Origin of the sequence: Paenibacillus sp. SSG-1 (assembly GCF_002224835.1) — a bacterium.
Classification (GTDB): Bacteria; Bacillota; Bacilli; order Paenibacillales; family Paenibacillaceae; genus Paenibacillus_AQ; species Paenibacillus_AQ favisporus.
The window spans coordinates 6,561,554-6,582,051 of the sequence record NZ_MBRK01000001.1 but is presented as its reverse complement, the minus strand read 5'-3'; the positions used below and the strand labels follow the sequence as shown (position 1 = coordinate 6,582,051).

The window sequence follows — 20,498 nt, the reverse complement described above, 5'->3', positions numbered from 1 at the left end:
GAATGATAACGGAAGGGGTAGACGCGGATGAACGGGAATGGACGTAATGAACTGCAAGCTGCAGCACCGGTATCGACACAAGAACTGACGCTCGTCAATAAGGATACACAGGAATTGGACCCCAGCTTTGTAGTGGGTCTGGGTGCATCAGCCGGAGGACTGGAAGCATTGGAGACTTTCTTTGACCAAATGCCGACAGACACGGGGATGGCCTTCATTGTCGTTCAGCACCTTTCTCCGGATTACAAAAGCCTGATGGACGAGATTTTGCGCAAATACACTTCCATGCCCATTCGCGAAGCCAAGCACGGCATGAAAATCAACGCGAATCATATTTATTTGACCCCTCCACGTAAAATCCTCACCGTTATGGAAGGACGACTGCAGCTGACCGATTCCATTCCGCCTGCAGCCCTGCACCTGCCGATCGATATGTTTTTCCGCTCACTTGCCATGGCCTACGGCACCAAAGCCGTAGCCGTGATTATGTCCGGGACCGGTACCGACGGTTCACGGGGAATACATGACATTAAGGAAGCCGGGGGACTCGTCATTGTTCAAGACAGTCAATCGGCTAAATTTGACGGAATGCCCAGCAGCGCGAGACTGTCCGGTAACGCTGACGTCGTGCTGGCCCCGAAAGAAATGACCGAAAGGCTGATGCAGCACGTGCATGGCGCAGAGTACGAGAGCATGACTACGGTCCGGGAAACCATTACGACCGAGCAATACATTCAGCTCATTTTTGAGAAAATCCGCCAGGACTGCGGCGTGGATTTTACCTATTACAAACGAAACAGCGTGCTGCGGCGGATCGAGCGGCGGATGGCCATTCATAACGCCCCATCCATGGCGGCTTACATGACCTATCTTGAGGAACACCGTGAGGAGCTGCAGGCGCTGCGAAAGGATCTCCTGATCGGCGTTACCAATTTTTTCAGAGATCCCGAAGCGTTCCAGAACATTTATGACAAGGTACTCCCGGAGATTTTCGAGCGCAAAAGCCTCTCCAAGGAAATCCGCGTGTGGGTGGCGGGGTGCTCGACGGGGGAGGAAGCCTACTCGATCGCGATGCTGCTGCGCAAATATGCGGATACGCTGGATGAGCCCTATCTTATAAAAATTTTCGCCACCGACCTGGACAAGGAATCGATTGAATACGCCAGCCAGGGCATTTATACGCAGAGCAACATCAGCCATCTTTCGGAAGAAGATCAGGAGCGCTTCTTTATTAAGGACGACGATATGTTCCAGGTGAGCAAAGACATCCGCAAGATGGTTGTGTTCGCTCCGCAGAACATCATCAAGGACCCTCCGTTCCGGAATCTCGACCTGATCACCTGCCGGAACATGCTGATTTACCTGCAGCCGGAAATGCAGCAGAAGGTGCTGTCCCTGTTTCATTTTGCGCTGAATCCGGAAGGCTTCTTGTTCCTTGGGCCCAGCGAAACGATCGGGCGCTTTGCGGGACAGTTCGATTTTGTGGATCGGCGCTGGAACATTTTCTCCCACAAGAACGGAAAAGCCGAAACGGAATCGCGGCTGTTTTCACTCGAAGGGCGAATTTCACAGACCCAGTCCTACCGCAAAACCACGCCCCCTCCGGCTGCTGTCCGCGACCCGGCAACGCCTAAACGTCTGGACGATCTGCAGGGGGCGCTGGTCGAGGAGCATATTCCGCCCGGCATGATCGTGGACCAGAACAACGATGTCATTCACCTGAATGGAGCGATCAACGATTATCTCATGCTTGCCCAAGGCAAGCCCAGCTGGAATTTGTACAAAATGATCGACCCGAACGTATCCGTCGCGGTATCGGCCGCCGTCCAGAAGGTCCGGCAGGAGCGGCGGGGCGTCGTCTACCACTCGCTCGGCATCGCTACCAACGCAGGCGAAACGGTAGTGGACCTGCACATTCGGCCGTTTTCGCTAAAGAATAAAGCGTTTGATAAATACGTGCTTATCCTGTTCATGGACCCTGAGGAGCCGGAGGCCGCGGCGCAAATGGTCCTGGAGCCGTTTGAAATCGACCGCAACGTCAGCTCCCGGATCATTGAGCTGGAGCAGGCGCTCCTCATGGCGGAGGAATCCCTTCAAGCCACCGTCGAGGAGCTCGAGACATCCAACGAGGAGCTGCAGGCGACAAACGAAGAGCTCGTGGCCGCGAACGAGGAGCTGCAGAGCGCCAACGAAGAGCTGCAGTCGGTGAATGAGGAGCTGGTGACCGTCAACACGGAATACCAGTTTAAAATCCAGGAGCTCACCGACGTGAACAACGACATGAACAACTTTCTGGTCAGCACGCGCATCGGCACCATTTTTCTGGACAAACGGATGTGCATCCGCCGCTTTACTCCGGCCATCACGAAGGAGATCAACCTGCTGGAGGTCGATTACGGCAGGCCGATCGAGCATATCTCCCACCATTTTAAATACGATACGCTGGTGGCCGATGCGAAGCAGGTGCTGCAATCGCTCGTTCCTTTTGAGAAAGAAATCCAGAGCCAGGACGGCACTTGGTACAGCATGCGCATCCTGCCGTACCGTACGGAGCAGAATTTCATCAGCGGGGTCGTGCTGACGTTCGTGAACATCACGGATCTCAAGGCGGTAAATGAAGAGCTGACCAAGCTCAGCTACGCCGTCGAGCAAAGCCCGAGCATCACTGTTATTACCGACGTCGGCGGATCGATTGAGTACGTGAATCCGAAATTCACCGAGATTACCGGATTCAGCCTGTCCGAGTCGCGGGGAAACAGTCTGAAGGCTTTTTGCAAGACGTCTGAGGGAAGTCCCACGGTCGATCTGATCATGGAAACGGCCAAAAACTGCGGTATCTGGAAAGGCGAGCTGAACAGCACCAAGAAGAACGGGGAATTGTACTGGGAATCGGTGAAGCTCATTCCGATTAAGAACAAGAAGGGCGAGATCATCCACTTCGTCAAACTGTCCGAGGATATCAGCGAGCGCAAGCAGGCGGAGGAGATGCTCCGCAAGACCGAGATGCTGTCGGCCGTCGGCCAGCTGGCTGCAGGCATCGCCCACGAAATCCGCAATCCACTGACCGCGCTGAAGGGCTTCACGAAGCTGATGTCCAACAAGGGGACGGGCAACGAATCCTATATAGGGATCATGCTGAACGAGCTGAACCGCATTGAGCAGATCGTCAGCGAGCTGTTAGTGCTGGCGAAGCCGCAGGCGGTCGATTTTGTCCAAATGGACCTGGAACCCATCCTGCATGACGTTATCATGCTCCTGGAATCGCAGGCCAACATGAACAACGTAGAGATGAACATCGACCTGAAGCCGGGCATGAGGGTGGTCTGCGTCGAGAACCAGCTCAAGCAGGTATTCATCAACGTGCTGAAAAATGCGATTGAAGCGATGCCGCGCGGCGGCGAGGTGAACATCCAGGCCAGCCTGAGCGACAACCACAACATCATCGTGCGGTTTGCCGACAACGGCTCCGGCATTCCGGAGAGCAAGCTGGCGAAGCTGGGCGAGCCGTTCTATTCGACGAAGGATAAGGGAACGGGCCTCGGCCTGATGGTCAGCTACAAAATCATCGAGAATCACCAGGGATCGATCCGTTTTGAAAGCGTTGAAGGCGAAGGAACGACGGTCACCATCACGATTCCGGGCGTAGCGTAAGGGGAAAGTGGGGCTGGCATCCTCAGCCTGAGCATAAAAAAAGAGGGGGACAAAACCCCCTCTTTGTTGTGATTATTGAAATGTGTGGTCATGCAGCAGCTGGCGGCACTGAAGCGCTGCGTTAAGCCGTTTGCTCAGGGCACCCGTGTGCCCGCGGCTTGCTATCACTCCTGAGCACACTTGCCCTCTGCCCGGTTCGCCAGCCGTGTGATTCCTTCCGCTGCTCTCAGGATCGCGAGCCCCCGGCTGCAGGCCTTACTCCTTCGGTTCGCCCGCGGCTTCCCATTTCGCAATCTCCTCGCGAACGAGCGGCGCCACCTCGGTCCCGAGCAGCTCAATGGCGCGCATCACGAGATGATGCGGCATGGAGCCGACCGGCACGTGCAGCATAAAGCGCGTAACGCCCACGTTTTTGCGGAGATGGATGATCTTCCGGGCGACCGTCTCCGGATCGCCGACGTACAGGGCGCCTTCGAAGCTGCGGGCGTTGTCGAAGCTGTTGCGGTCATAATGACCCCAGCCCCGCTCCCGTCCCAGCACATTCATGCTGTACTGGGTGGAAGGGAAGAACAGGTCGGCGGCTTTCTCCGTATCCTCGGCGATAAAGCCGTGCGAATGGGAGCCCACCGCCAGCTTCGACACGTCGTGGCCCGCGTGGGCAGCCGCCCGCTTGTACAGCTCCACCAGCGGCGCAAACTGCGTCGGTCTGCCTCCGATAATGGCCAGCACCAGCGGCAGGCCCAGGAGGCCGGCACGGATGACCGACTCCTGGTTGCCCCCGCTGCCGATCCAGACGGGCAGCGGATCCTGAACAGGGCGCGGATACACGCCCAGGTTGTGAATCGCCGGGCGGTGGCGGCCCTCCCAGGTCACCTTTTCCGAAGACCGGATTTTGAGCAGCAGCTCCAGCTTCTCGTCAAACAGCTCGTCGTAATCGTTCAGATCGTAACCGAACAGCGGGAACGATTCGATAAAGGACCCCCGGCCCGCCATAATTTCGGCGCGTCCGTTTGAAATTCCGTCGACCGTAGCAAAATCCTGAAAGACCCTCACCGGGTCGGCCGATGACAGCACCGTGACCGCGCTGCTGAGCCGGATTCGCCGGGTCTGCGGCGCAGCCGCCGCCAGCACGAGCGCCGGCGAGGACGCGGCATAGTCCTTCCGGTGATGCTCACCTACTCCGAATACGTCCAGCCCCACCTGATCGGCAAGCACAATTTCCTCCACTACTTCGCGCAGACGCTGCGCGTGGCTGATGACCTCACCCGTCTCTACGTCCGGTGTCGTTTCCACAAAGGTACTGATGCCTATTTCCATGGGATCCCCCTAGTTCAATAGATTGGTATACTCGAACCGACCGCCGCAGCGGCCCATTTTTTCTTAATTGCGTATATCTTTATATTGAACTATTTTTGGGTCCATTTCAAGTCTTCCCGCAAAAATCCCCATTCGCCTTCCTGCTTCAACCCCGGTCAACGTGCGACGGTTCTAAAATACCGATACACCCGGTCCAGCTTCGCCTCATGCTTGCCCTTGGGACTTTCCATATTTCCGAACTCAAAAAATTTGACCCGCTTGATGCCCACGAACCGGAACAGCGCCTTCCGCATCAGCACTTTGTGTGCGTTATTCAGCCAAAACAGAGGATATAGTGCCGGCCCTTTCATGGAGGAGATGCATACGACCGATCTGCCCTTCAGCAGCCCTTCCGGCAGCAACCCTCCCTTGTCCCTGTATGCGAAGCCCGAAGCAAACATCTGGTCGATGAATCCGAGCAGCATGGCCGGCGGCCGGCCCCACCAAATCGGGTAGACCAGGACGATTTTATCCGCCCACAGCAGCATCTCCCGATACTTCTCCAGCGCTGGGTCCTTGTGCATATCCCGTCTCCGTTTGGTCTCATTAAAGATCAGAACCGGATTAAAGCCCTCTTCATAGAGGTCGAGCGTCCGGATTTGCGAAACCGCCGGATTCTCACGGCTGCCTTCCAATACTTTCTGCAGAAACGAGTAACTTAAGCTTTGATGATTCGGATGCGTGTAAATGACCAGTACCTTCATCGTGCCACCCCATTTACTTATCATTTGATAACCAAATCCTACCACGCAGTCCTTTTGGTTGTCAAATGATAATTGTTTATTGATAATAATTTTGATATGTTCGTGAGGAAGAGGTGGTGACATCATGGATGAAAATAAGCTTTTTGACAAGTTTATTGCCTTTACGGCAGCCGTGCATCAGGTCAAGCACGAAATGACTCAAGGCATCAAACCCGAAGGTATTACGCCGGTCCAGTACAGCATGCTCGAATACATCGCCGTAAGCCAGCCGGTGACCTTGAGCCAAATCAGTGACTGCCAGCAGATGTCCATGCCGAATACGAGCCGGGAAATCAAGAAGCTGTGCGACAAGCAGTTATGTGAAAAATACGATGACCCCAGTGACCGGCGCAAACAGTATGTCCGCCTGTCCGGCGAAGGGGATCGTGTGATGAAAGAGGCCTTCGGCCACATCGGCGCGCGGTTCCTCACCCGGCTGCAGGACGCTTCCGAGAAGGATCTGCAAGAGATCGTTCATGCGATGGACGTGCTGCACTCCCGGGTGTTTTATACAGATAAATGATGATATGAAACGGCCGTATGATCTCAGGATCATGAAGACAGGGTCCTTTCCATGCAAGCGAAAAAGGCGCCTGTCTCCAGGCACCTTTTCATAAACGAAGTATATATTCTCGGCAAGTCTGCTGCCTTCTGCCTTACCCTTTAATCCGCTCAGCCGCTTCCTGCAGGGCTTGAACCACTTTATCGCACCAGCTGTCGAACTCAGGATCCTCGGTCTGGTGCTCGGGATGGGCCAGAATATACTGCACCGTCTCCTTAATCCCCTGATCCACCCGTGTGGTCGCCGCAAAATCGGGAACGAGCCGCTTCAATTTGGCATTGTTAAAGACAACCGTGTTGGCCTTGTCTCCCAGCAGGCTGCCCCTGAAATCCTCCTTGCTGCAGGCATCGAGAAACTCGGATGCGACATGAACCGCATTCAGCTTCACGCCCAGAGCGTCGGCGATGATCTCGTAAATCTGGTTCCAGGTGACCGATTCATCCGATGTAATGTGCACGGACTCGCCGATCGCATGGATGTTGCCCATCAGGCCGATAAAGCCTTTGGCAAAATCCCGGTTATGTGTCATCGTCCACAGCGACGTACCGTCTCCGTGAATAATGACGGGCTTGTTCTCCAGCATCCGTTTCGCCACCTGCCAGCTGCCCTTGCTGCCATGCACGCCAAGCGGTATCGAGCGCTCATCGTACGTATGGCTTGGCCTTACGATGGTGACCGGAAAGCTCTGCTCGCGGTACTGCTTCATCAGGTAATCCTCGCAGGCGATCTTGTTCCGGGAATACTCCCAGTATGGATTGGATAGCGGAGTTCCTTCGGTGATGAGGTAATCGGATAAAGGCGACTGGTATGCCGAAGCCGAACTGATGAACATAAACTGCTTCGTACGGTCCTTGAACAGGCGGTAATCCCGCTCCAAATGCTCCGGCACAAAGGCGATAAAGTCGGCCACCACGTCAAACTGGAGATCGGCGATCAGACCGGCCACCTGCTCCTCGTTGTGGATATCGGCTTGGATGATATGAGCCCCTTCCGGCAGGGCATCATTCCGGTGTCCGCGGTTCAGCAGATACAGCTCGCAGCCCTGCGCAAGCAGCTGCTTCGTAATGGCGGCACTGATCGTTCCCGTTCCTCCAATAAATAGCGCTTTCATAAAAAGACACCTCCATCAAGATGGTCTAGAAACTTTTGGATTCCTTAAGCCCATCCTAACGATAACACGGGAAGGCCCGCCAGACAATCAAGAGAAGTAACGACGCAGGCTCTTTTTCATCTCTGCTTTCCGTGCGGCAAACTGTTTGTGCCGATGGCCGTTGGCCCCCGAAGGGTGGGGAAAGCCCCATAGGCACTGCCCGGCGTCCATCACTCCCTGCTCGGCCAGAAGCCGGAGGACGCTTTCCACGGCTATTCCAAGCGGAATGATGAAGGGGCGATCCGGAAAAACGTTCAGCTCTTCGGTGATGCTGGCTAGCGCCGTGTCCCTTAGACTTGGAGTCCCCAGCAGACTCGGGCGGCTGCCGTTGTAATTGGCCCGGTTGACGAAGACGGGATAGCGGAGCACCGAACTGGTATGCAGCAGCTCCCGCTCTGTGCCAAATAAAGCCTCACTCGTGCGGATCCCCAAATACTCCGGCATCCCCAGCTCGTCCAGCATGGAGATCAGGTTCGCGCGCAGACTGCCGGCAAAGCTGGCCGCATCCTTCGCCTTCCGGCACACCGCCTCATCGCCCAATCCTTGATCCATGGCATGCCACGCCGCTTCATAAGCGATTCTCATCTGTGTAAAGCCCGGGGTCAAGCCCACGATAAATAGGCTCGCGGATGAATGAACATAATCATTATGCGGAGCGTAAAATGTCTCTACAAGGCCGTCTGACGATAGACGCAGTTCCGGAATCAGAAGCTCCTCCCGGGTGAGCCGTCCATCTGCCGGCAGCGACCGAATGGCGCGTCGGAACGTGCTCAAGGCGCTTGATAACAGCAATATCATCCCTCCAGTTATGCCAGAACGCGGGGATATGTTCGCCTGCTGTGCATACCTGATCCCGAACATTCTCGGAAGCGGCTCCCCCGCTTATTATCCTTATCCTTACCCCGCCGGTTAGGACCCATCCCCTGCAATCACCTCCAGCGAGTTCCCCAGGGACTGCAGCAGGTTGCCGGCGACCATCATGTCGTTCACTTTCTTGCTTGATGCAGAGCTTCTCAATCTGGCGGTTAGTTCTGCCTGTGCGGCATTGGCAATCGCCTGCATCGCATTGCCGATAAGCTGCAGCTTCTCTCCTTCCTGCTGCTTCTTTTTGTTGGATGAGAGCACTTTCGTCTGGCCAATGGCCGCAACGTTGGTCCCCCATGCCTGAAGCCAAGCAAACGCCGCAATCTGCTCCTGAATCCTCCTTTGCTTTGACCGCATCTTTGACCGCATCGTATCCCTTCTTTCAATCTACAATCTATGAGAAGTATCTACTGCTATAACATACGCTTCTCTAGCACGGCCCGCCGATGGCGTATGACCTCCCCGATGCGGCGCCTGTCCGATTGCTAAGGAAAAAGAGGCTTGTCACATGGACAAGCCTCCTGCAAGTTCTAATATTGTCTTACCGATTCTTACCCATCTCCGCCTGCTCATAGCGCCGGGCGAACCAGGTGGCCAGGAGCGAGCCGGAAATGTTGTGCCACACGCTGAATATCGCGCTCGGCACGGCGGCGACGGGGTTGAAATGAGCCGCGGCGAGCGTCGCCCCCAGGCCCGAATTCTGCATACCGGTCTCAAACAAGACCGCTTTGCGTTTGCTCAGGTTCATGCGGAAGAGCTTGGCAAACAAATAGCCAAGAGCATACCCGAGCAGGTTGTGAAGAATGACGACCGCAAAAATCAGCAAACCGCTCTCGATGATTTTGGTGCGGCTGCCGGCCACGACGATCGCCACAATCAGCACAATGGCCAGAGTAGAGACGAGCGGGAGTGCCTGAGCGCTGGCTTCGGCCTGCTTTTTAAACAGGGACTTAACGATAACCCCGAGCACGATCGGCAGAATGACCACCATCAGAATGTCCTTGATGAGTGCACCGGCATCGACCGGCATCCAGCGGCCGGCCAGCAGGCTAATCAGCGCGGGTGTAGCCAGCGGTGCGATAATGGTAGACACGGAAGCGATGGATACCCCCAGCGCAACATCCCCTTTCGCCAGCAGCGTCATCACATTGGACGAGGTGCCGCTCGGGCAGCATCCGACGAGGATGACGCCTACGGCGATATCCGGCGGGAGGTTTAGAACCAGCGCCAAAACATAGGCCAGCAGCGGCATAATGATGAAATGGCCAACCACGCCGATCAGCACTTCGAGCGGCCTGCGGAAAACTTCGCGAAAGTCAGCGGAGGATAAGGTCAGCCCCATGCCGAACATGACGATTCCCAAAAAGATCGAAATGTAGCCCTTTAACGGGATAAAGACATCAGGTAAAAAAAAGCCCAGACAAGCAAACAGAATGACCCAAACCGAAAACGTACCACCGACAACCTTGCTTACTTTTGCAACAGCATTCATCTCTCCGAACCTCACTTCTTGTGTAATAAAAATCATTCTACGACAAAAGCTGTGAATCGTCTACGAATTCCGGAGAATTGGAGAGGGTTACTGTTGCAGGAATGTACTGGTGAAAAAAAGACCTCCTTCATCAAGGCGGTTAGATACAGGTCTCCGTGTAGAGCTTGTCCGTTTCATATATTTACCAATGCTGAAGAACAAAACCAATCGCCCTCCCTCTCGTCCAACTATACAGGGACTTCTTGGTAAAGTCACCCGCCGGGAGTCCCTGTTCCTATGCGGTTCATCATCCACGAACCGTCAATCCAGTTGAAGCAAGGTGATGAGAACATGATGAGAAAAAAAGGGGCGGTTCTTGCCGGCCTGGCCGCCGCCATGATCGCAGGCACGTCGGTCTATGCGGATGCCGCTCCAGCATCCAACAAGCCGATCGCCGTCTATCTGAACGGCCAGCAGCTGCAGACCGAAGTGCAGCCGCTGAATGTCGGCGGTACGGTACTTGTGCCGATGCGCGGCCTGTTTGAGCGCCAAGGGGCCAAGCTGGCCTGGGATAACGCCACAAAGACGCTGAAGGCCACCAAGGGAAGCACCACGCTGACCTACCGGATCGGCGAGCATACCGCGAACCTGAACGGGCAAGCCCTCGAAGTGACGGTGCCCGGCCAAATCTCCGGCGGATATTCCCTCGTGCCGCTGCGCTTTGTGAGCGAAGCGCTGGGCAGCGAGGTCGCTTGGCAGCCGGATGCGCACACGGTGCGGATTACGTCCAAGGTTTCGCTTGAGACTTCTATCCGCTGGGGTGTGAACCTGCGGAGCAAGCCGGATTCAGCGAGCGATGCGACGTCACTCGGCATGCTTGCCGCCGGACAGAAGGTGCATGTCATCCGCGAGGTGAACGCCCTCTGGCTGCAAGTGGAGACGGAAAACCACCAAACGGGATACATATCGGCCAAGCCGAAATATACCGACTATGCCAGCGCCTCGCTTGCCGACATGCAGGCGGACGAGCTGATCGCTTACGGTAAGAAGTTCCTCGGGACCCCTTACGAATTCGGGGCTTCTCCGGATCAGACGAAGACATTCGACTGCTCTTCCTTTGTCAAGCGGGTTTACGAGGATGTGCTGTCGGTCGAGCTGCCTCGCGTGTCCTACGATCAGGCGAAGGCCGGCAAGGAAGTGTCCTTAAGCGATCTGCGCAAAGGGGACCTGCTGTTCTTCAGCGCCCGCGGGCTGGATATCGGCCACGTTGGCATCTATATGGGCAATAATCAAATTCTGCACACGTACTCCAAAGAGCTCGGTGTTCACGTCGAAGCCTTTGACGGCCAGTGGAAACAACGGTTCGTCACGGCGCGCCGGATTCTGTGACCCGGATCGTAGGCTGAAACCGGTGGATGTCGGTAGTCCATACCGATTGTTCCAACACACAAAAAAAGGGGAGTTTCCCAGGTTCATCGACCCGGGGAACTCCCCTTTGTATATGCGTATTATTTTCCTTGCGCCCACATGGATTCCATTTCCTCCAGGGACTTTCCTTTGGTTTCCGGTACCGCGCGCCATGTAAACACGAGGCAAATCAGCGACATGACGCCGAAGATCCAGAAGGTGGCCGCCGGACCTGCCGAAGACAGCATCGGCGGGAAGGCTTGGGATACGACGTAATCGGCGATCCACAAAGCCATCGAAGCAATGGCCGTCGCAATGCCGCGGACCCGGTTCGGGAAGATCTCCGAAATGAGGACCCACACCACCGGTCCGAGCGAGATTGCAAAAGCAGCTACGTAAATCAGAATAAAGATCAGGACCAGCGGGCCGGAGCTATGTCCGGTTTGGAATGCCGTTCCGATAACGGCCAGACAGATCAGCATCGCGGCCGATCCGACCAGCATCAACGCTTTCCGTCCTACTTTATCGATCAGCCAAACGGCCAGGATCGTAAACAGGAGATTGATCACGCCGACAAAGATCGTCTGAATGAGTGCGGCGTTCGTGCCGGCACCAGTCTCTTTAAAGATCTCCGGCGCATAATACATGACCGCATTGATGCCGGTCACCTGCTGCAGAACCGCCAGTCCGACACCGACGATCAGCGCCATGCGCAGCCCCGGGCTGAACAGCTGGCGGAACGATCCTTTTTCCTGACTAAACGACTCCTTGATATCCCGCACTTCCTGCTTCGCCAGCTCTTCGCCGTGAATTTTGAGCAGGATCGGCAGCGCTGCAGCTGCCCGGCCTTGCTTGATCAGCCATCTTGGGCTTTCCGGAACGAAGAACAGCAGCACGAGGAACAGTGCGCCGGGAATGACGCCGAAACCAAACATCCAGCGCCAGGCACTCGACACGTCCCATGCGTCGTCACCCATGCCGGCGATCCACAGATTGATGAAGTATACGAGCGAAATGCCTGTAACCGTTGCCAGTTGGTTTAATGCGACGAGGCGGCCGCGGTATTTGGCCGGGGCGATCTCCGCATTATACAGCGGACACAAGGTGGATGTAATGCCGATGCCAACGCCGCCGATCATCCGGGCGATGATAAACCCGCTGAACGTATTCGGTATGGCCGAGCCAATGGATCCGATGATAAAAAGAAGCGCTGCCGCAATGATGACTTTTTTCCGGCCGAACTTGTCGCTCAGCATGCCGGAGAACAGGGCTCCAGGGATACAGCCGATGATCAAGCTGGAAACCGCCCAGCCTGTCTGAAAATCGTTCAAGTTAAAGCGCTTTTCCATGAAACCGATGGCGCCCGAAACCACGGCCGTATCAAAACCAAACAACAGCCCGCCCAATGCGGCTACGATGGACACCAGCGTCACGAACTTCATGCTGATCTTCTGATTATCCTGATCGCTGCTATGTTCCAATGTAATAGAGCTCATATATTATCCCTTCCATGTCATTTATTTGGATAGATTGAACTACTGTTCAATGCAAACTTCTTTAGTTCAATCTATTGGATGAAATCCAAGAAATCATCACTAAAAGCCTACATCCATTGTAACATGGGGGACCTTTGCATCCGCTTTCGAATCCCTTCACTTATTTGCGGTAGATCAGCATAAAATCGCTCCGTCATTCGCCTGATAAGCCTGGACTAGCACAAATTCGGCTCGCATCACAAATAAGTCCATGCCCGCATTCGGCATGGACTTTTGTCTCTCATTGGTGCTGTACTCTGTAGTCGGACGGCGTGAGGCCCGTCACTTTTTTGAATACCCGGCTGAAATAGTTCGGATCCTTATACCCCACCTGGTAACAGACCTCCTTCATGCTGTACCGGCCGTCTTTCATCAGCTCCTTGGCTTTGTCGATCCGCAGCCGGGTCACGTAGTCGATAAAGGTTTCCCCGGTCTGCTGTTTGAATACCTTGCTGAAATAGTAAGGATTCAAGTGGACATGCTCCGCCACATCCTCGAGCGACAGTTCCTCCTGAAATCGGCCCCGGATATACAGCACCGCCCGGTCCAGCATATTGGTGGTCCGCTGCTCCCGATCTTCACGGATTTGGCGGATCGCCAATTCAACATAGGCGCTCTCTCCGGCATCGCCGGATCCGTTGATCAGCTTCTCTGCATGCGTTCCGCCGGCACCCGAAGCCTGCACCAGGTCTTCAAAGCGGCAGATGCCGCCCCCTTCCTGATCATACCTGGAGGCGAAAACAGCCTCGTAATAAGACCGCTTGATTCCTTCCGCCCGATTCTGGACGGTTCCGATGCCGACCGGGACGGCCATCCCGCACTGCTCACTCAGCACATCAGCCAACCGTGTGCCGAGCTCGCGGGCGCCTTCAGCCAACGCCGAGTCGCCAGTCTGCCTCGTTCCCAGCAGGAACAGGGCCATATGGCTGTGAATGAGCGAGCTGACGACCGTGCCGTAGCCGTCTTTCGGGGCTGCGTGCGCCGCCGTTTTTACGGCGTCGTACACTTTTTTCTTGGCGTCCCCCACTTCGGACAGTCCCAGCACCAAAGAACAGCCTTTGTCGACCGGGAGCTGCAAAATATCGGCCAGATGGCCTGTCTCCGTCTCATTGACATGGCCCGACATCAGATGCAGCGCGATTTCCGTCTCGGCCAGCGGCAGCAGCTGAAAGAACTGCTCGCGCACCGCGAGCTCCTCATCGCGCTTGTGCTGCTCCTCCTCCAGTTCCTGCACCAGCCGGCTTAGCACGGCAACGATCTGCTCCCTTTTGGCCGGCTTGACCAAATACTCGTGCACGCCGAGGGTGATCGCCTGCTTGGCATATTCAAAATTTTCATAAGCGGTGATAAGTACCATTTTGGCTTGCGGATTTTGGGCTTTAATCTCTTTTAATGCCTCCAGCCCCTGAATGCCCGGCATTCTCACGTCCATCATGACGATGTGCGGGCGGTGCTCTTCCGCCTTCTGTATGGCCATCCGGCCGTTCTCCGCATGGATCGTTTCAAACGTATCCGGCATCATCCGGTTCACAATCCATTCGATACCTTCCCGCTCCAGCGCTTCATCATCGGCGATCAGCAGACGATACATGGGCGTCCTCCTTTCGTGTTTCGGCAGGGATGTTCAAAAAGACCGTCGTCCCCTTCCCGGGCTCGCTGACAATGTCAATCAAATCCTTCCTGTCATAAAACAGCTCCAGGCGCTTAAACACGTTGCGGGTTCCGAGGCCCGTCGAGTGCCCTGCAGGGTGCCGGGCTTCTCCGCCTCCCTGATCCCGCAGCCGCGGTGTGTCAGTATCCAGCAGCGACCGCCGGACTTCCTCGCTCATCCCGATCCCATTATCGGAAATGGCAATCCGTGTTCCGCCCGGCACGGCAGAAACTGCAAGCCGAACCTCGGCCCCCTCTTCCATACCTTCGATGCCGTGCACGAACACGTTCTCCAGCAGCGGCTGAAGCGTGAGCACCGGCACAAGTACATCCAGAGCCTTCTCGTCGATGTCCGTGACGAACCGGATGCGGTCGCGAAAGCGGGCCTGCTGAATCGTAAAATACTCCTTCGCATGCTCCACCTCATCGCGGAGCGGCACCGGCCGGTCCAGCTGGCGCAGATTGTAACGCAGCAGATTGGACATCGTGACCGTGAGATCGCTCGTCTTCTCGGCCCCTTCGATCAGCGCCAGCTTGGACAGCACGTTCAGGGAATTGAACAGGAAGTGAGGATTGATCTGGTTTTGCAGCACCTCAAGCTCCAGCTCCTTGACGAGCCGGTCCTTTTCCAGCCCTTCTTTTTCCTTGCGGATCAGTGATTTCAAATTGTCCTGCATCTGCACGAAAGCCTCGGATAGAATCCGAAACTCGTCGCGGCTCTTCATCACCGGCGGTTTCACCTGTAGGTTGCCGTCCGAAATTTGCCGGGCTGTCCGGACCAGCTGCCGGATCGGTCTGGTGATACGGAGGGAGATCCAGTAAGCCAGCAGGACGCTGATCAGCGTGCTGAATATAAACAAGGCGACGCCCCATTGGTTCATCCGGTCGGTCTGCGCCAGAATGCTCCGGTAGAGGGGCTGATAATAGCTCAGCTCCTGGTCGATCAGCCGGTACGCCTCTTCCTGGATGAAACCGGCCGTCTTCTCCGCCGCCGCATAGGAGTTGGCGTATGCCAGCGGGGTCTTGCCGCTTAACGCCTGCAGGATGCCGGATTCCTGCGCAAGAAACGTCTCCAGCAGGTTGCGGTAGCTCCGTACGCTCAGCTCCGTGGTCGGAATGGCGTCCTGGGCGTTCAGTTCCGCCTGCAGCTTTCGCAGCTGACTCTGATGCTCCTGATAGATTTGCCGGCTCCGCTCGCTCCGGTCCGTCAGATACACATTGACCGCGCTTAAATTGCTGCGGGTCTCCGCATCGATTTGTTTGTATAGTAATACCCGGTCCAGCATCATATTATAGCTCTGCTGAACGGTTCGCCCGCTTTGAAAAATAAAAAACGATACGGCGTTCGTCAGGACAAATAAAGCGGGGATCACTATGAGCAGCATCCGGCGCATGTTCATGGGCCGGCCACCTCCAGCTTCAGCGCCGACTTGTCCAAGACGCTCGTCGGAATAAAATGCTCGGCCGCAAAGGACTTGCCGTGAAAGTGCTCGTTCAGGAGGCCGATCGACCGTGCCCCCATTTCTTTCGGCGACTGCACAATGGACGCTGCGATTTCGCCCTGCTCGATCCCCTGCCGGGTCATGGCCAGGTCGTCAAAGCCGTATACGCGGATTCCCGTCCTGCCCGCAGCTTGGATGCCCTCGACGATTCCGGCCGCGTCCAGGGAGCTGAAGCCGACGATCGTCTGGATGTCCGGATGCTGCTTCAGCATCGCCTCGGCCTGCTTGGCGGCGCCGATCCGCGAAATGTTGGACGCGCGGACGTCCACGATGGCGAAGCCGGGAGCTGCAGAAATCACCGAGCGAAATCCCGCCAGGCGCAGCTGCATATTTTCGGCCCGCTCGCTTCCGATCATGACGCCGATCTTCCCTTTGCCGGCCGCTTCCTTCAGCACCAATTCGCCCATTCGTTTTCCCGCTCCCAGGTTGTCGGTTCCCACATAAGCCAGGCGGGAGCTGCCTGGTTCGTCTGCATCCACAGTGATCACCGGGATCCCTTGCCCTGTGGCTCTTTGGATCAGCGCATCGTAGTCCGGATCCACGATTCCCTGCACGAAGATGCCGTCGGGTCCGGATGCGATCGCCCTTTCCAGCAGCCTCATCTGCTCGGCGGGATTGATGCGGATCGGGCCGGTATAATCAATCCGCATCCCCAGCTTGTCCGCCGCTTCCTCCGCCCCTTGCTCCATTTCCCGCCAGAACGGGTTGTCGAGCTCCTGGGCGATCAGCACGACATGCTTAACGGACGGATCGTCGGCCCGCTGAAGCCGGATCTGTCCGACCAAATCACCGATGGTCATGGACGCGAGGAAAAACCGGACCAGAATATACGCAAAAATGAGAACAAGTACAATCAGCCCGAAGGGCCAGATTCGTTTGAGCATGAGCATCTTCCTCCTTAGCCCAAATGAGATATATCTGTAGGGATCGGCATTTTACCGTAAATGCTCCCTGTTATAACGGCCCAATATGGCCCTCTAACATTTTGATTTAGTATGCGGAAAACCAGCCGCCCCTATCATGGTTAAGGCATAAGTCCCGGGTGTTCCCATTACAACAGTATAGCATTTGAATGAAAAGCCGCTGAATGGTTTCCGAATATTTTCTGAACGATAAAGGAGGGAACCTGATAAATAAAAAAGATGGCCCCCATCTAAGGAGCCATCTACCTCTCAATCGCGAATTTATGGTTTCTTCGGTGCCAGCTCAACCGCCTGGCGGATCGCTTCCATCATGCTCTTCTCTTCCACGATCCCTTTGCCCGCAATGTCAAAGGCGGTGCCGTGGTCTACGCTTGTGCGGATAATCGGCAGGCCGACGGTGATGTTCACGCCTGCGTCGAGGCCGAGCACCTTGACCGGTCCGTGGCCCTGGTCATGATACATGGCAACGACAATGTCGAAGTCGCCGCGGACGGTGCGGAAGAACAGCGTGTCCGCAGGCAGAGGTCCGACCACGTTGATGCCCTCGTCCTGGGCGCGCTGCACGGCGGGCACGACTTTCTCCTCTTCCTCGCCGTAGCCGAACAGGCCGTTCTCGCCCGCATGCGGATTGATGCCGCAGACGGCGATACGCGGCTGAGCGATGCCGGACTTCGTCAGCGTCTCATGCGCCAATTGGATGACGCGGTATACGCGCTCCGGATTGATCATTTTCACCGCATCAATCAAGCCGACGTGAGTGGTGACGTGAATGACCTTGAGATTCGGCGCGGAGAGCATCATGGAAAATTCGCTCGTTCCCGTCAGATCGGCCAAAATTTCCGTATGCCCCGGGTATTTGTGGCCGCCTTTATGCAGGGCTTCCTTGTTCAGCGGAGCGGTGCAGATCGCGTCGATCTGCTGCTTTTTCGCCAAATCGATCGCTTTAGCTAGATATTCGAACGCCGCGTGGCCGGCTTCAGCCGATACCTGTCCAAGCGGAAGGTCCTCGCTAAGCAGATTCAGATCAAGGCAGTAGACGGTGCCGTGCTCATAGTTCAGACTGCTGAGCTGGTCCTCAGTCACCGCTTCAACGTTCAGGCTGCTGTTCACATAAGCCTTGGCCCGATTCAGAATTTTCGCATCCCCGATCACCAGCGGATGGCACAGGTCGTAAATCTCCTGGTTCTGCAGGCTCTTCAGAATAATTTCGGGACCAACTCCGGCTCCGTCCCCCATCGTAATACCAATGACAGCTTTGGTTTCGCTCATTTTCATTCATCCTCTCCACTCATATAGATCAACGCATTCATCAAAGAACGCTCATTACCAAATCCTCCGGCCTTCGTTACGGCCCAGTACTCTCTTGTATCCGCTCCGCCGCGCAGCTTCCCGAGCGGAAGCCCGGCCTCCACTTCGGTGCAGAGCTGCATCTGGTTCATGTTCAGCTGATTGCACACCGCCTTGGCGGTATCGCCGCCGGTCAGAACCAGGCCGTTAATGTCCTCATATGTGCCTAAAACCTCCCGTGCGATCGCCCCGAGCTCTCTGGAAATCGTCTCGCCGATTTCGGTTTTTCCGATGGAGAGCTCGGCTTCCAGCCGCTTCGTCGCTTCTCTATTGTTGACCGACGAATCGACAAACAATACAAAATGCTTCTTGTCCGCTTCCTTGGCTAAGGAAGCCATAACGTCCGGCAGAGCGTACGTGCGCTTGATCAGCTCCACCGGGTCCAGCTCTACAAAATACGTGTCCGGCATCGACCGCACGTTCTCCAGCTGCTGCTTGGTCACCTGCGACAAGCTGGCGGACACGGTCAGCGTCTTGGCGACCCGGAGCCGGTCCTCCGGACGGTCAGCGGTTCGCTCCAGCTGAAGCGCCTCCGGCAGGTGCTCGATCAGGCCGGCCGAACCGGCCCATACCGTCTTTTTACCCGCCCGGGCAAAAACCTCGGCAATCTTTTGCAGATCTTCATCCGTCGCTGCGTCGCATATAAACCAGGTCCGCCCCAGTGCGGTATGTTCCTCGATCGTCTGCATCAGCCGTTCCGCCGGTCCATGCAGCTGCGCAAGGTCGATCAGGACGATGCTCTGCTGACCCGCATACGGCCGGAACAGATTCGCGATGAAGCTGTCCTTGACCGGCGTTTTGGGATCGCGACCGAATTCGGTCTCCGAGACGCGCTGCCCGTGGACATGCTGATAACCGTCAAGGGTTTGACGGTTCATCTTCGGATATGCCGGGGCAATCACGACCACTTCCGGCTGATGAACGGAAACGACGGCTGCCAGCTCGGCAGCCACGTTCCCCCGTAAGGTCGAGTCCATTTTTTTATATACTTGATGATACCCTTGCTGATAAAACAAAGTACTTGCTTTAGAAACGTTGTCGTGTGCTTCCTGTTCGCCTGCCGCCCGGGTGTCCGTATCGATAATGGCAACATCCCCGTTCGGCTTGGCCGGAGCAGCTTGGGAATCGAGATACACGGTTGACGTGATCCCGATCTTGGACAGCTGCACGCCGGCATCGTTAGCTCCCGTCAAATCATCTGCGATAATGTACATATGCTGCATGTTGAACGACTCCCTTACTTGATTCCTTGTCCATGCCACTTACGCCTGTGAACTCCGCCGCTGCGCCCTTCTTGCGAACCAGGTCGTCAGAAGCGGGGTCAGAATCGCCGTCACAATGACGCATGCCGTTACCTGGAGCGTTGCATCCGCAGCAATGCTGCTGTAGCCGGAGTATACCGCAGCAACCGCCATCGGAACTGCCGAAGCGTTGCCCGCTGTAGACGATGCCGCGATCCCGGCCACGCCGTCGCCGCCAGTCAGACGGTCGATCAGGAACAGGACGATGCCCGTGATCACGACAACACCAATCCCCAGAATGACACCGGAGAATCCGGCTTTGACCACGTTGGTCAGGTTAATACCGGCGCCGATCGCCAGCGAAAAGAGCGGAATGATGACATCCTGTCCCTTGCTCAGGAACTCGCGCATCTTCTCATCGAGGTTTCCGAGGATCATGCCGAGCAGAAGCGGCAGAATCGCAAAGACAAACGCCATAATCGGGAAGCTGGCCAGGCCGGCGACACCGAGAATGAGCATCGTAAAGAACGGGCCGGATTCCAGTGACATGATCGAATATGCGGCGACGTCTTCCTTTTTCTTGCCGAGCTGACCCATCAGCGCCATGTACAGGCCGCCGTTGGTGTCGGAGAATGCCGCGACGATGGCCAGAGCCGACAACCCCAGGAACAGATTGTTCTGATCCGGGAAAATCGCTTTGATCAGCAGGGCGATCAGGAAGGTCGTACCGATTTTACCTACCCAAAGGCTGACGCCCTTCTTCAAAATGTAACCGGTTGCCTGAAACCGAATCGTCGACCCTAAGCAAATATAAAAGGCGGCAAGCAGCGCGGATGTACCGGTCAATAGACCGCCTGTAAACGAGCTCTTGAATTCCGGCATATCGAATACTTGCGGAAAGAACGTCCGAATCAGGGCGCCGATCAGCAATGGGATCAACATCATCCCGCCGGGGACTTTGTCAATGGCTGCCTTTATTTTCATGGCTGTGTCATCTCCTGTGTTGTAAATTTAAACAGTTCGTTTTGTAAAAGCGATTACATAAAACGATTACATCGATTATGATAAACGTTTACAAAAAATAATGCAACACTTT

At 55.8% G+C, this 20,498-nt stretch carries 16 protein-coding genes; 3 read left to right on the top strand and 13 right to left on the bottom strand.

Annotated features, from left to right (window positions below):
• Positions 1 to 27 precede the first annotated feature (27 nt).
• Positions 28 to 3,651 (top strand): CheR family methyltransferase, encoded by a 3,624-nt coding sequence (locus BCV73_RS30015; RefSeq protein WP_089549561.1) that lies wholly within the window; start codon positions 28 to 30, stop codon positions 3,649 to 3,651.
• Between the two features lie 255 nt (positions 3,652 to 3,906).
• On the opposite strand, the gene BCV73_RS30010 is transcribed toward BCV73_RS30015, so the two are convergent.
• On the bottom strand, positions 3,907 to 4,968 hold the full coding sequence (locus BCV73_RS30010; RefSeq protein ID WP_076172216.1) for an LLM class flavin-dependent oxidoreductase: 1,062 nt from the start codon (positions 4,966 to 4,968) through the stop codon (positions 3,907 to 3,909).
• Positions 4,969 to 5,123: 155 nt separating this feature from the next.
• Positions 5,124 to 5,711: an NAD(P)H-dependent oxidoreductase gene (locus BCV73_RS30005; RefSeq protein ID WP_089549560.1), complete on the bottom strand. Its 588-nt coding sequence runs from the start codon at positions 5,709 to 5,711 to the stop codon at positions 5,124 to 5,126.
• Between the two features lie 124 nt (positions 5,712 to 5,835).
• Between BCV73_RS30005 and BCV73_RS30000 the strand changes: the two genes are divergently transcribed.
• Positions 5,836 to 6,273: a MarR family winged helix-turn-helix transcriptional regulator gene (locus tag BCV73_RS30000; RefSeq protein ID WP_089549559.1), complete on the top strand. Its 438-nt coding sequence runs from the start codon at positions 5,836 to 5,838 to the stop codon at positions 6,271 to 6,273.
• Between the two features lie 133 nt (positions 6,274 to 6,406).
• Here the strand turns inward: BCV73_RS30000 and BCV73_RS29995 are convergent, their stop codons facing one another.
• The 4 genes from BCV73_RS29995 to BCV73_RS29980 form a co-directional block, all read right to left on the bottom strand.
• Entirely contained in the window at positions 6,407 to 7,423 is a 1,017-nt protein-coding gene (locus BCV73_RS29995; protein WP_089549558.1) for an SDR family oxidoreductase, read from the bottom strand.
• A gap of 87 nt (positions 7,424 to 7,510) precedes the next feature.
• Entirely contained in the window at positions 7,511 to 8,254 is a 744-nt protein-coding gene (locus BCV73_RS29990) for a hypothetical protein (RefSeq protein WP_089549557.1), read from the bottom strand.
• A gap of 117 nt (positions 8,255 to 8,371) precedes the next feature.
• Positions 8,372 to 8,683 carry a DUF6944 family repetitive protein gene (locus BCV73_RS29985; protein ID WP_089550462.1) on the bottom strand — a complete coding sequence of 104 codons (312 nt, stop codon included), beginning with the start codon at positions 8,681 to 8,683 and terminating at the stop codon, positions 8,372 to 8,374.
• A gap of 184 nt (positions 8,684 to 8,867) precedes the next feature.
• Positions 8,868 to 9,818: a bile acid:sodium symporter family protein gene (locus BCV73_RS29980; protein ID WP_089549556.1), complete on the bottom strand. Its 951-nt coding sequence runs from the start codon at positions 9,816 to 9,818 to the stop codon at positions 8,868 to 8,870.
• Between the two features lie 330 nt (positions 9,819 to 10,148).
• Here BCV73_RS29980 and BCV73_RS29975 point away from each other — a divergent pair, with 330 nt between their 5' ends.
• Positions 10,149 to 11,186 carry a C40 family peptidase gene (locus BCV73_RS29975; protein ID WP_089550461.1) on the top strand — a complete coding sequence of 346 codons (1,038 nt, stop codon included), beginning with the start codon at positions 10,149 to 10,151 and terminating at the stop codon, positions 11,184 to 11,186.
• A gap of 119 nt (positions 11,187 to 11,305) precedes the next feature.
• Here BCV73_RS29975 and BCV73_RS29970 read toward each other — a convergent pair whose 3' ends face one another.
• From BCV73_RS29970 to BCV73_RS29940, 7 genes are all read right to left on the bottom strand, one after another.
• A complete protein-coding gene (locus BCV73_RS29970; protein ID WP_089549555.1) occupies positions 11,306 to 12,700 on the bottom strand; it encodes a sugar porter family MFS transporter in 1,395 nt (464 codons plus the stop codon).
• A 280-nt stretch (positions 12,701 to 12,980) separates the two neighbouring features.
• Positions 12,981 to 14,330: an AraC family transcriptional regulator gene (locus BCV73_RS29965; protein WP_089549554.1), complete on the bottom strand. Its 1,350-nt coding sequence runs from the start codon at positions 14,328 to 14,330 to the stop codon at positions 12,981 to 12,983.
• Positions 14,305 to 15,789, bottom strand: a complete 1,485-nt coding sequence (locus BCV73_RS29960) for a sensor histidine kinase (RefSeq protein WP_089549553.1) — start codon at positions 15,787 to 15,789, stop codon at positions 14,305 to 14,307. Before BCV73_RS29960 ends, BCV73_RS29965 begins: the two co-directional genes overlap by 26 nt.
• Positions 15,786 to 16,775: a sugar-binding protein gene (locus BCV73_RS29955; protein WP_089549552.1), complete on the bottom strand. Its 990-nt coding sequence runs from the start codon at positions 16,773 to 16,775 to the stop codon at positions 15,786 to 15,788. The genes BCV73_RS29960 and BCV73_RS29955 overlap by 4 nt, the downstream gene beginning before the upstream one ends.
• Before the next feature lie 300 nt (positions 16,776 to 17,075).
• The gene (gene pdxA / locus BCV73_RS29950) at positions 17,076 to 18,083 is read right to left on the bottom strand and encodes a 4-hydroxythreonine-4-phosphate dehydrogenase PdxA (protein ID WP_089550460.1); all 1,008 of its coding nucleotides are present in this window, start codon (positions 18,081 to 18,083) and stop codon (positions 17,076 to 17,078) included.
• A gap of 2 nt (positions 18,084 to 18,085) precedes the next feature.
• Positions 18,086 to 19,384 (bottom strand): four-carbon acid sugar kinase family protein, encoded by a 1,299-nt coding sequence (locus BCV73_RS29945; protein ID WP_089549551.1) that lies wholly within the window; start codon positions 19,382 to 19,384, stop codon positions 18,086 to 18,088.
• A gap of 39 nt (positions 19,385 to 19,423) precedes the next feature.
• The gene (locus BCV73_RS29940; RefSeq protein ID WP_076172238.1) at positions 19,424 to 20,386 is read right to left on the bottom strand and encodes a 2-keto-3-deoxygluconate permease; all 963 of its coding nucleotides are present in this window, start codon (positions 20,384 to 20,386) and stop codon (positions 19,424 to 19,426) included.
• Between the last annotated feature and the right edge of the window lie 112 nt (positions 20,387 to 20,498).